At 41.0% G+C, this 13785-nt stretch carries 6 protein-coding genes; 2 read left to right on the forward strand and 4 right to left on the reverse strand.

Annotation, left to right across the window (positions count from 1 at the left end):
- Window positions 1-9: 9 nt before the first annotated feature.
- The 4 genes from F7734_RS06670 to F7734_RS06685 all read right to left on the reverse strand — a co-directional run bounded on the left by F7734_RS06670 (window position 10) and on the right by F7734_RS06685 (window position 8812).
- Window positions 10-3399, reverse strand: a complete 3390-nt coding sequence (locus F7734_RS06670; RefSeq protein ID WP_155743935.1) for a non-ribosomal peptide synthetase — start codon at window positions 3397-3399, stop codon at window positions 10-12.
- 956 nt (window positions 3400-4355) lie between these two features.
- Window positions 4356-4586, reverse strand: coding sequence for an MbtH family protein (locus tag F7734_RS06675; protein ID WP_155743936.1), 231 nt, complete (start codon window positions 4584-4586; stop codon window positions 4356-4358).
- A gap of 103 nt (window positions 4587-4689) precedes the next feature.
- The gene (locus F7734_RS06680) at window positions 4690-5016 is read right to left on the reverse strand and encodes an MbtH domain protein (RefSeq protein WP_155743937.1); all 327 of its coding nucleotides are present in this window, start codon (window positions 5014-5016) and stop codon (window positions 4690-4692) included.
- A 1144-nt stretch (window positions 5017-6160) separates the two neighbouring features.
- Complete coding sequence (locus tag F7734_RS06685) at window positions 6161-8812, reverse strand: penicillin acylase family protein (RefSeq protein ID WP_155743938.1); 2652 nt, start codon at window positions 8810-8812, stop codon at window positions 6161-6163.
- A 778-nt stretch (window positions 8813-9590) separates the two neighbouring features.
- Here F7734_RS06685 and F7734_RS06695 point away from each other — a divergent pair.
- Both F7734_RS06695 and F7734_RS06700 read left to right on the forward strand, forming a co-directional pair.
- The gene (locus F7734_RS06695) at window positions 9591-10220 is read left to right on the forward strand and encodes a LysE family translocator (RefSeq protein ID WP_155743940.1); all 630 of its coding nucleotides are present in this window, start codon (window positions 9591-9593) and stop codon (window positions 10218-10220) included.
- A gap of 155 nt (window positions 10221-10375) precedes the next feature.
- Window positions 10376-13660: a non-ribosomal peptide synthetase gene (locus F7734_RS06700; protein WP_155743941.1), complete on the forward strand. Its 3285-nt coding sequence runs from the start codon at window positions 10376-10378 to the stop codon at window positions 13658-13660.
- Window positions 13661-13785: the final 125 nt, after the last annotated feature.

Raw genomic sequence — 13785 nt, forward strand, 5'->3', positions numbered from 1 at the left:
CCTTAAACTTTAAAGCCTTTTTGTTACTCGAGAATTTTGTCTAAAATCCTTTTGTTTATTTATAGAATTCGCTCGATTTTGTGCTCTGCTATGGCTTTTCTGCAAAGAATTTTGCTCATCTTGTTCTTGTTTTAAATATTTTGATAAGGAACTGATATTTGGATATTTAAATAGTTCCATTATTGATATATCTTTGTTAAAAACATTTTGCAGTTTTGTATGAATTTCAACCACAAGTAATGAGTGACCGCCGAGATCGAAGAAATTGTCATGAATACCGACTTTTTCTACATTAAGCACTTCTTGCCAAATAGCAGCAATGGTTCTCTCCACTTCACTAGTCGGCGCAACATAATCTCCCGTTAACTTTAAGCAAATATCAGTGGAATTTTGCAAAGCTTTGTAATCCAGTTTACCGTGAGGAGTTACAGGGAGTGACTCTAGATTCACAAAGGCTGATGGAATCATGTAATTGGGTAGTTTTTGCTCTAAGAAACTGCGTAAACTATTGTCAGTATACATTTCACGCTTAGTCACCACGTAAGCTACCAGGCGTTTGTCTCCAGCCGCATCTTCACGAACTAGCACTGCAACTTCCTTAACAGATAAGTGTTGGCGCACTACAGCCTCAATCTCTCCTAATTCAATACGGTAGCCGCGAATTTTAACCTGATGATCCAAGCGGCCAAGGAACTTAATGTTTCCATCTGGTAAGTAACAAGCTAAATCTCCAGTTTTGTAAAGGCGAGTTCCTGCTTCTTCACTAAAGGGGTTGGGGATAAATTTTTCAGCAGTCAAGTCGGGCTTGTTGAGATAAGCTCGAGTTAAGCTTGCACCACTAACGTAAAGGTCTGCGGGAACTCCTACAGGAACAGGTTGTAAGTGCGAGTCTAACAAGTAGATTTGGGTATTAGGTATAGGACGACCTATTGGAACTGTTGAAGCAGGCTTATTAACTAAGTCTTTTTCTAGCCGATTAGTTAACACTCCTACAGTGGTTTCTGTTGGACCATAGTGGTTGAAGATCGTGCAGTTGGGAGCTAGTAATTGAAACCGTTGCGCCCAAGCCCAAGATAAACTTTCACCTCCAAGAAGTAACCAATGATTTGGAAGAATTTTCTCTGGGTTAGATGATGATATCTGTAGAGCTGCAAGGTGAGAAGGAGCGATCTTGAGGCAATCAATGTGATGAAGATAGAAGTAATCACCTATTGCCCTAGAATCGTAGATGAGCTTTTGGGAAAGCACATGGAGACAACCACTTGTACACAACGAAGGAAAAACAACAGATAGGCATGAATCTACTGTAAGTGGCTGAACCATAGCAAAGTTGTTTGCACCAGGCGTAATTTCCACGCGATCTAGAATGCCATTCACATAATTCATTAGCTGTTTGTGTTCAACTGTTACTCCCTTGGGTTTCCCTGTTGAACCTGAAGTGTAGACAATATACGCTAAATTATCTGCTGTCAATTGAGTTGTTAGATTATCTTTACTTTCTTGGGCACTGATTTTCCAATCTGTATCTAAGCAAATCACCCTAGCCTTATGCTCAGGAAGCTGCATTAGCAAATATTTTTGAGTTACTAGTAATGAACAATTAATATCTTGCAGTATGTATGTCAGACGATCTTTGGGGAAGGTTGGGTCTAAAGGTACGTAAACCCCACCTGCTTTGAGGATACCCAGTAGCCCTACTAACATATCTAGCGATCGCTCTATGCAAATCCCGACAAGTACTTCTGGTTTTACACCTACCTTCTGTAAATAATGTCCTAGTTGATTGGCACGACAGTTTAGCTCCTGGTAAGTCAGTTGCTCGTCTTCAAAAACTACTGCAACAGCATCGGGAGTCTGTTCTGCTTGAGCTTCAAATAGCTGATGGACAAGAACATTGTTGGGATAATTTCTTTGGGTGTTATTCCACTCCACCAGTAGCTGATGACGCTCAGCTTCAGTCAGTAGAGGCAATGCCGAAACTTTTTGTTCTGGAGTAGCAACAATACCCTCTAGCAAGGTCTGGTAGTGACCTAGCATTTGAGTAATAGTATTCTTATCAAATATATCTGTATTATACTCAACTAACGCAGTCAGTTCTTCTTTTGTCTCGCTTACCAATAGAGTTAAGTCACGTTTTGCTGTCTTGTTATTAACTTCTAAGAAATCCAGAGTTAAACCTGTAGGTTGTAAAGTAGGAATTGAAATGTTGTCAAGGGCAAACATAACTTGAAATAATGGGTTTCGACTCTGGTCTCGTTCTGGCTTTAAAGCCTCCACCAATTTTTCAAACGGTAGATCCTGGTGATCGTAAGCTTCTAAGGTCACCTTGCGAACTTGACTAAGTAACTTTCGAAAACATGGGTTACCTGAAAAATTAGTGCATAGAACCAAAGTGTTGACAAAAAAACCAATTAGTCCCTCAGTTTCGGCTTGATTCCTGTTAGCAATGGGAGTACCTACAATTATGTTTTCCTGATTGGTATAGCGGTACAGCAGAGTCTGAAAGGCTGCTAATAACGTCATAAACAAAGTACTCCCTTCCTGATGACTCAGTGCCCGGAGAGATTCAGATAAAGAAGTAGGCAGTACTAAGGATTGGCGTGCGCCCTTAAAGCTTTGTATAGCAGGTCGAGGTTGAACCATGGGCAATTCCAGCACATGGGGAACACCATTTAGCTGTTGTTTCCAATAAGCGAGTTGTTTCTCCAGAACCTCACCCTGTAACCATTCCCGCTGCCAAACAGCGAAGTCTGCGTATTGAATGGGAAGCTCAGATAATGGTGAGGGCTTTCCAGTACAGAAGTTTTCGTAGAGTACTGCAATTTCCCGGATTAGCACTGCTGTAGACCAAGCGTCCGAGATGATATGATGCATATTTAGAAGTAGTACATACTCCATATCAAAAACTTGTAGCAGTGTCGCTTGCAGCAATGGACCTTTTGTCAAATCAAAGGGATGTTGGGACTCTGCAGTAGTCAGCCGTAGGACTTCAGCTTCACGCTCGATTTTTGGTAAAGCTCGAAGGTCTACTTCTTTCAGTGAAAACGGCTGATTCGGAGATATGACCTGTACAAGTTGCCCGTTAATAATTGAAAAAGTTGTTCGCAAAATTTCATGACGCCTTAAAATTTCGTTGAGACTTTGATAAAGTGCAGTGCAATTAAGCGAACCTGTAAGGCGTATAGCAGCAAGATTATTGTAAACACAGTTACCAGGGTTTAGCTGGTCGATAAACCATAGCCGTTCTTGAGCAAAGGACAAGGAACAGAAGTTAGTTTTGCTCCTTCGAGGGATTATTTCTTTTCTTAAAGTATTTACGCCCTTCTTCTTAAGTTGTCCTGCAAGAAGTGTAAGTTTTTCTGGCGAAAGAGCAGTAATGCGTTTAGATAAATCGCTCATTTTTCCCTTTTTTTTACTTATAAAGCTTTCTAATTTAGAGAGATTAGTAATTTTAGGAATTACCTCGAATTCTTCAAAAAATACTTAACAAAAAAATTCCGTCTCCAACAAGAAAAAAGTATGGCTGTTCACCCCTACGACTGATTCATATGTTGCAAACATTTTTGAAATTCGTGTTAGCTTCTTAATAATTGCATCTTATCAGACACTAATGGTTAAATGGAAGCTTTGAATGTATTTCTTGAGAAAGAGATTGCAGCAAAAGTGATTGGGCTGAATGTAGGAAGAAACGATCGCCCCTCAACTTCGTAGTGAGAAGGCAAAGTTTGTTTGAAGCTGCCAAGCTTGAACACGATCCCTACTTACTGTCCGATCTTGTAAGCCATTAAAAGCAGTAATAGCGCAGTCTAGAGGAGTTTTTGAAGCATAAACGTATGTTTCGATAACGCTAAAATTTGCACGCAGGATAGGAATAAGTGTCTGCATTAACTCACTGTTCCTAGTATAGCAAAAGACTTACCATTGAGGCGGCATAGTTCCGAAAGAAATTTAGAGTTTGGTCAGGTGTAAATAAGTGGATCTGTATCGGGAATTTGAGGAGCACGGCTAGCAGATACAAATAAGTAAACAGGAACTTTATAATACCAATTTAATATGAAGTTGCACATTATTTTTACCCCTCCTAACCTCCCCTTATAAAGGGGAGGAAAAGAAATTTCCTGTTTCCCCCCTTTATAAGGGGGGATTAAGGGGGGTAAAGTATAGATGTCAGGGGGGATTAAGGGGGGTAAAGAGATATGTCACAGATGGTGGAGTTTTTTCTATGCATCTTCATCTGAAAACGGTATAAGCTGTTACGCCTATAAGTTGCACTATGGATTAATGAGATGGCTTGACGCTTTTGTTCAAAGTTTAAAATGTGCAAACTTTTATAGGCGACAGCTTACCAAATAAAGCTACACTGTTTTGTTGTAAGCGGCTTCTTCCATCCTCTTTCGTAGGCTGAGTGGCCTCATGTCAGTCCACACTTGCTTAATGTATTCTAAACATTCTGGTTTAAGACCACTTTTGCCCACATCTTGCCAACCTAAAGGGTTTTCTCGCTCGGCAGGCCAGATGGAATACTGTTCTTCGTGATTAACTACAACCTTGTAGATTGTAGTGTCTTCCCTTTCGTCTCTATTCATACGCTTATTTGAAGAAAGTTGTTGAACTTCTTGTAAAAGTTGAAAATTTCCATTTGCAAAGGTTTATTGATATAAAATCTGCAATCTACAGTACAGGTAGATCTTACTCTTGTACGATTTCTAGATGTCCTTTGCCTTTTAGCGTTTCTAGGTCAATATCTGCAATACATCGAACTTTCACGTAATTGAGAGTTAAGTTACCAACTAAATGGACTTTCCCCATTTGGCGATCAAAGTCAGCCTCTTTGAAATTGGATGCTGCTGGCTCAAGTCTGACCCCTAAGTCAGTACCTCCTTTAGTATCTGTAAATTTGATATGAACATATCCGCGATCAATACACTTTTTCAAAGCTTCGGCTGTTTTATCAGGTTGTAGGCTTGCTTCAACAGAGTGATTTCCTTTCGATAATCGTTGCACAAGTTCGTTCATAATCATCTCTCCTTACTCTTTCTCAATCAGTCTTTGCTAAGTTGTATGAAAGGATTTACATCCCATTCATGAATTTACTTGCTGTTTTATTGCTTAAGAATCTTCACTTCACAATACTATCTGTTTATGACTTAAGATCAAATCTACCACCTTTCTTAAAAATTAACCACTTGATAATACATATTATTTTATTATTTCAAATAAATAAAATGTTAATTTTTTGTATTTTTTTTAGTGTATAATTGAAAATAATTAAACGAAACTATCAGCTAATTTTGCTTTACAAAATTAAATTGACTATATAGATAGTACTTGAATTTAACAATATTTTACCCAAAACTTATTCCAAAATTTGTTAATTTTTTTTAATTTAAAATTTAAACAAGCTGTTGTGCATTGAGTTTCTAAATATTAGAAGGCAACAATGCTTGATTAATAATTATATAGCCTTTCTCAGTCTAATGAGGTACACCCCCCTTTCATCCCCCCTTGGTAAGGGGGGGATGAAAGGGGGGTAATTTTTGTACCTCACTAGGTTGGAATTTGCTTGCTTTTAGCTCGATTTTATCCAATCAAGCGATATAAACCAGATTAGTGGTCAAAATATCTAGCCTGGAGCAGGAATTTTTACCCTTCTGCTTGATGCCGATGAAATTGGAAAAATTCAATATTTTGATACATACAGACTTCGGCGTATGGGAACGTGGTTTGGATGCATGGATTAGTGGGGTTTATAAAACCTCGATTTCCTCATGCAACCTAAATCACTTCATTTTTAAGAACGTCTTGCATTCCCTTTAATGACACTGCTTCTACAATCTTAGTTTTACATTAATCCTCATGAGTTATATCAGAAAACTGAATTTAAACTAAATTTATCTATCCAAAGAAATAGTATTTTTTAGAGAATTGCCTGCGTTAAGCAATCTCAGATTTTTCACTTATCTAATGAACATGGAAGGAGCAAATGAAGAGTATAAAATTTTAACAGTAAATGAAAAACAGGGAACTAAAATATCCTTGTTTCCTGTTCCCCGTTTCCTGTTCCCTTCTTCGTCAAAATACGCTGTAAGAACGAAGAAGAAAAGTATAAAAAATGTTAATAATCTTTTTAAAGAAATGTAGAATTGACGATGTCAGGATATTAACTACCTCTCAGTATTAACCCTTCGGCCACGGGATAATCCTCTGTCTTCATGGACAAATACTCTCCTTGCTGCCATAGCGGTAGCTGATCGTTGAAATTTGAGGAGAGTGGGTTTTCAGATTGACCGGGAGGGGTGATAAACAGAGAATTCTCTAAGTTAGCAAAATCAACAATTTGGCGGTAGCTAGAACCTACAGGCATGATAAAGGTCATAGGATCGTAAAAGCCCAAGTTGATTGTAAAACGGTCACCACCAAAGGGAACTTGAAAATCTCCCTCGGGTAAGACTGGAGCCAATTGAGCAAAGCGAGCTTGATGAATTTCTCCCCAAGTTGGCACTGTTTCTCCCAGCTGGTTCAAAGCTTCTTCTAATGCTTGAGCAGCATCATCTAAACATCCCGGTGCTGTTCCTGGTTGATCGCAAGCTGGGTCCCCATTCAAAATAGCTGACAGGAGATAACGAGGCTGATCCCAGTACTCTCGCCCTACTGTTGCTGCTGGAAGCTGAGTGAGCTGAGTATACCAGGTTCCAAAGACTGTGGCTTCTACGCTCATCAGCTGGGTATTTCCATCCCACGCTAGTAAGCGATCGCGCCAAACACGGGCTTGTTCTGATAGTGGGTCAAGGCGCTCCAAAACCGTTCGGAAGTCACGGTAGAGCAAGCTGACTTGATCGAGCTGAATTTCCCGCACATCTTCAATCGATAGCTTATCCTTATTTAAAATAAGTTCGCGAATGCGCTCTGCTCGGTAGGGTTCGTCAAAATCTCCATTAATTTCATAAGGGTAGTTTGATGGAGTAATTTTGTTGTTTGCTGTAACGATAAAACCTGACTTTGGATTTAAAACCTGTGGTAGTTGTTCAAAAGGAATAAAGCCTTGCCAGTCAAACTCCCCAGTTCCTGTTACCGGGTAAAGTCCACTGTGTCCTGACTGACGGATAGGAATTTTACCAGAAGCAAAATAGCCAATGTTGCCCTCATTATCAGCATAAACAAAGTTTTGACTGGGAGCTACGTATGATTGCAATGCTACTTTGAATTCTTCCCAATTCTTGGCCCGATTAATATTTAAGTAAGATTCAAGGGTGCGATCTACCGAGTCTAAACTAACCCAACTCAGAGCCAGCGGTTGGTCTATGCCCAAAGCATCTGAGATTACAGGACCGTAAATACTGGAGCGTACTTGAAGTGAAACCGCTTCAGCATCTTTAACCTCAATGGTTTCCCAACGCACTTCATAAGGGTGAACTTGATCTTGGTAGAAGTAGCCCTGTCCATCAGCTGTTTCTTCAAGAATATAAAGATCTTGTACATCAATTGTCGTGTTTGTCACTCCCCAAGCAATATCGTTATTACGACCAATCAATACTCCTGGCAGCCCTGCAAACGTGTTTCCGATAGCCTCTAGGGTAGGAGATTCTAGATGAGTCAAATATGAGATTGAGGGTGTCTGCAATTGTAAATGTGGATCGTTAGCAAGTATTGGCTTACCAGTCGTGGTGCGATTTCCCGATATCACTAAATTATTAGAAGCTGCTAAAGAGCCTGGAGGGGTAAAGTTTAATGATTGAAGAGTTTTTTCCCCCGCTTGTATTTCCTGAGGTAATGCTTGGAACGCATCTGCTGACTTTAGTGATTTTACGTTTAAATCTAATTGATTGAGGTCTTCAGGCTGGAGAATAGTAAAAGCATTCTCAGGATAAGAGGGAAACAGTTCTTGAATACGCTCAAAACTTAGCCCTAAAGTTAGGAGTCGAGAATATATTAGCTCTCTATTCAAGTCAGCCGAGAGATTAAGGCTGTTTATTTTACTTGTAACTAAAACATCTACTGGTTGCCAAGATTCAGGCTTATAATCTAGTAGATCGAACTGTGGGGAGAGAGTTGAGGCAGTATTAAGGTATGCGTTCACCCCGGCAGAGTAAGTATCTACGATATGTTTTGCTTCAGGAGATAAGTTTTCATAAGCAGACTCTGCTGCTTGATAAAGCCCAATACTGCGTATATAAATGTCCTGTGTTAGCGCATCTTCTCCCAATACTTCTGCAAGCCGACCAGTACCAAAACGGCGCTGGTAATCCATTTGCCAAAAACGATCTTGAGCATGGACGAAGCCTTGAGCGAAAAACAGGTCTTTCTCATTTTGTGCTTGGATATGAGCAATTCCTGTAGGCTCACGCCACACTTCCACTTTATCCGTCAGTTCTGGGAAACTTAAAGAAAAGATATTGTCGCTGGTATCAGTATACAGATCCTCATAATTAGAACTGCCAAGTAAAAATTTTTCTTGAACTCCATTCTCTGCTTCTATCAGACTATTGGCGCTTAGGTCAGTGACATAATTAATTCCAGCGATTCCAGCTAGTGGGTCGTCGATAGTCCCTGAACTGGGAAATTGAGATGCGATTGAAACATAATCTGTATTTTGTTTCAATAACGTTAAGTCTGTTGCGCTACTGTTAAAACTTTCTGTGCTATCAAAGTTCTGAGCGAAGAATTCCTCTAACTTAGAGGTGCTAGCAGATTCTCTAAAATTAATAGGAGTTGGTGAAGGGAACCCGGTCAAGTCCTTATGCTCTGTTAGCCCAAGCTGAGGGATAGAGTCTCCTAAGGCTGCCTCTTGCGGTAGAAATACTTCTGATATCATGGATGAATACTGAATAATTAAGCGGCTCCAATTGGAACCTACTAGTGATGGTAAGTTAGCAATGATTCCTTTTATATTACTATAAAAAATAAAAATAAAGAATGAGATTAAGCTACTATAGCAATCCTATTTGAGATCCAAACAAGGGAGACAAGGAAGACAAGGAGGACAAGGAAGAGGTGTTTGTAAATCATTTAGGACTGCTGTAGTACCGCATGGCATAAATAAAGAGCCCTTTTTTACGAGTCAAACTTATAGTCAAAATTAAGTTGTGAGATGGGAACATGACTTACGCCAACGTGTACTGGTCTCAATACCTTTTTGATAAAACGCTTTAAACAGATTTTCTACCAGGTAATACCAATTGAGAAGCTCTCGTCCTGAGTCAGGAGGTAAAGGGCTGAGGCGGCGATATCCAAATATGTCAAATTGACACATTTCAACTTTTTGGCTACTTGCATAAATCTACTGGCAATTTTAACACTTCCATCAAACTTATACCGTTTTCAGATGAAGATGCATAGAAAAAACTCTACGATCTGTGGCATCTCTCCTTACCCCCCTTAGTCCCCCCTTATAAAGGGAGGAAACAGGAAATTTCTTTTCCTCCCCTTTATGAGGGGAGGTTAGGAGGGGTAAAAATAATGTGCAGCTTCATATTAAATTGGTATTAGCCTTTTCAAACTGAAATAAGCTATGATTTTAAAGTTTCTGCTAAAAGTGATATGATATTACGTCATATTGCTAAAAAAATTATTGCTAGAAAAATGTTATTGCAATGCTGAGTTTTAATACCATAGTTGTGTTTGCCAGCGCCTCGTTTATACTTACTATTACGCCTGGACCAGACATTATTTATGTCATCACTTGTGGTATTGCACAGGGAAAACGTGCAGGGTTTCTCGCAGCCTTAGGATTCAGCATTGGCGTGATTGTTCATACTACTTTTGCAGTAGTCGGTTTGTCAGCGCTAATTAGCTCCTCAGCATTCGTATTTCAAGTAGTAAAATATGCTGGAGCTTTATACTTCGTCTATTTAGGTATAAAGTTGTTCACCGCTAAGAGTAACTTCTTGCTTCAGCAACAGCAGGATGATAAGTTATCGCTGAAGATTTTCTGGCAAAGTATTGTTGCAAATGTACTTAATCCTAAAGTCACACTCTTTTTTCTAGCATTTCTGCCACAGTTTGTGAATTTTACTCATGGCAAAGTCGCCATGCAAATGCTGCTCTTAGGTGGGATCTTTATGCTAGTTACCTTCAGTGTTTTTAGCTTTGTTGGCTATTTTGCAAGTAGTATTGGAAATTGGTTACGTAAGAAGCCTAGACTAGCTAATAAGTTGCATTGGGTGGCTGGATGTGTGTTTATTGGGCTTGGTATTCGGGTAGCTTTACTAGAGCATCGTTAATTTTCCGTATCAGTTTAATAGACATGGCTTTCCATAGGGTTAACTTTAAATCAGAATCAACGTAAAAATCAGAGTTGGAAGTGGTACACGGTTAAAATCCCGTTTAATAGTTTTTGAAGTCAAAAAGTTTAGCAATAAAACAGGAAGATAGCACAATGGCAGACAAAGTTTTCTTGTTCAATACATCATTTGCTCAAGAGCGACTATGGTTCCTTCATCAGCTAGAACCGAAAAGCACGTTTTACAACATTTCTGTGGCAGTGCGCTTTACAGGTAGGCTCAACGAAGTGGCGCTGCAACAAAGCCTTTGTGAAATTGTGCGGCGACACGAAGCCTTGCGGACGACCTTCACTACAGTAGAAGGGCAACCAATGCAAGTCATTTCTCCCAATGTTAACTTGACAACAAAGGTGATCGATTTGCGGCAGTTGTCAAAAACCCACAGAGAAGCCAAAGCAATGAATGTGGCGGCAGCAGAAGCACAAAAGCCATTCGACCTTGCTCAAGGGCCGTTGCTGCGAACAACTTTATTACAACTAGACGAACAGGAGTGTGTGGCACTGCTAACGATGCATCACATTATCAGCGACGGCTGGTCCACATCTGTACTGATTCGCGAGATAACGATACTCTACCAAGCCTTTTGCGCCGGCTTCCCGGTGCCACTCAAAGAACTCCCCATACAGTACGCCGACTACGCCCACTGGCAGCGTGAATGGCTACAAGGGGAAGTGCGACAGAGGCAATTGACCTACTGGCAGCAACATCTAGCGAGCGCGCCGCCCATATTGGAATTGCCCACAGACCGACCACGCCCTGCCGTGCAGTCCTTCCGAGGCGCACACCAATCGTTTACACTTCCAAAAAACCTGTATACTTCACTCGTAGCACTCAGCCACAAACATGAAGTCACATTATTCATGACCCTGCTGGCAGCGTTCCAGACTCTGATGGAACGCTACACTGGAGTTGAAGATATTGTTGTCGGTTCGCCGATCGCAAACCGTACCCGCCTTGAAACTGAGGGATTAATTGGATTTTTCGTCAACACACTTGTGTTGCGAACTAACCTCTCAGGTAACCCAACGTTTGAACAATTGCTTTCGCGGGTACGGGAGGTGACCTTAGGAGCGTATGCCCATCAAGAGATGCCCTTTGAGCAGTTGGTGGAAGTACTACAGCCCGAACGACATCTCAGCCACAATCCATTGTTCCAGGTGATGTTTGCCTTGCAAAACGCCCCACAGGAGACCTTAACACTGCCCGGGTTGCAATTGCAGTTGCTCAATCCACCCACAACCACCGCACAGTTCGATCTGACACTGGTCATGGAAGAGACAGACGCGGAATTACGGGGAGCAATGGAGTACAACAGCGACCTGTTTGATGCGACTACCATCACCCGCATACTGAGACATTTCCAAACCCTGCTTGAAGGTATCGTTGCGGCTCCAGAACAACGTCTCTCGAACATCCCCCTCCTGCCGAGTGATGAGCGTCATCAACTGTTAGTAGAATGGAATCACACCCAAGCTTCTTATCCAGAAGATGCTTGTATTCATCACCTCTTGGAGGCGCAACAACAGCAGTCTCCTGATGCTATTGCCGCCGTTTTTGCTGACGAACAACTCACTTACCACGAACTCAATGCTCGTGCCAATCAACTGGCTCGCCATCTGCAAACCCTAGGTGTTGGTCCTGAGGTGCTCGTTGGCGTCTGCATGGAGCGCTCTTTAGAGATGTTGGTTGCACTACTGGGTATCCTCAAAGCTGGCGGCGCTTATGTACCTCTTGACCCCGCTTACCCACAAGAACGTTTAGCCTTTATGCTAGAGGATGCTCAGGTTTGTGTCCTCCTGACTCAGGAGTGTTTGTCCAAAAGCTTTACCGCTCATAAAGCACGTATCATTTGTATTGATACGGATTGGGAGAGGATAGGTCAAGAGCAGGGAGAAAACTTGATAAATGAGGTTATACCTGAGAATTTAGCGTATGTCATCTATACTTCCGGATCAACAGGTACACCAAAGGGAGTACTCATTAGTCACAACTCTTTGGTGAACTATACTCTCGCTATCATGAAGCAGTTTAATTTGCAATGCGACGATAGGGTTTTACAATTTGCTTCAATAAGCTTTGACGTTTCAGTAGAAGAAATCTTCCCTACGTGGTTAAGCGGCGCTACTATCGTACTCCAAAATGAAAAGTCGTTAACTTCCTGCAGGTATCTCCTAGAGATAATAGAAAAAGAGAGTATAACTCTGATGGAACTGCCAGCAGCCTACTGGCATCAGTGGGTTGATGAGCTATCTCTTTCAGAAAAACAATTACCTGCCTCTTTTCGCTCGATCATTGTTGGCAGCGATAACATCTCTTTAGAAAAATTTGTAACCTGGCAGAAGTTTGGTGTACCTTTTATCAATGTTTACGGTCTAACTGAGGCAACAGTTACATCAACACTCCATACATTTCCTATAAGCACAGAGAACCAGGAAGTTTGGTCTACTCTACACATTGGTCGCCCTATTGCCAACACACAAATATATTTACTAGATTCTTATCTCCAGCCTGTCCCTATTGGTAAGTCAGGCGAACTATACGTTGGTGGTATTGGTCTAACTAGAGGTTATATTAACCGCCCAGATCTGACCGCTGATAAACTCATACCCAATTCATTTAGTAAACAACCAGGAGCACGTTTATACAAAACTGGTGACTTAGCTCGTTATTTGCCGGATGGGAACATTGAGTTCTTAGGGCGTATCGATCATCAAGTAAAACTTCGTGGTTACCGAATAGAGTTGAGTGAGATTGAAACAGCTTTGTCTCAACATCAGTGTATTCAGTCTGTTGCAGTCTTGGTTCAAAACGATAATGTCACTGACAAACGCTTAGTGGCTTACCTAGTCCTTAAAACAGGACAAACTCCCACAGTTAATGAACTACGTCGTTTCTTAAGAAAAACTTTACCTGAGTACATGATCCCATCCGTCTTCACAATGTTGGAGGCTTTACCACTGGCACCCAACGGCAAGCTAGATCGTCGATTGCTCTCCGTACTTAATCTTACACGCCCTGATTTAGAAGAAGCTTTTGTAGCTCCCCGCAACCCGGTTGAAGAAACATTAGCTGAAATTTGGGCTGAAGTTCTTGGACTTGAAAAAGTTGGTATTCATGACAATTTTTTTGATTTAGGAGGGCATTCTTTGATGGTTACCCAAATCATCTCCCGCATACGTAAAGCCTTCGATGTAGAAATATCTTTGCGTAGCTTGTTTGAAACGCCTACTATAGCAGACCTCGTTGTAATCATTGTGCAAAACCAGGCTGCACAAATGAATAGTGACGATATTGATCGGATTTTAACAGAGTTAGAACAAATTTCAGAACACGAAGCACAGTTATTGTCTTGTGGGGCAACAACAGCAATCCTAACATGATTACCCCCCTTAGTCCCCCCTTATAAAGGGGGGAAATAAGAGAAATTGAGTTCCCTCCCCTTTATAAGGGGAGGGTTAGGGTGGGGTAAAAAATATTTGATACATCAATCATGACTTTTCAAACA

The sequence above is a fragment of the Scytonema sp. UIC 10036 genome, assembly GCF_009725235.1.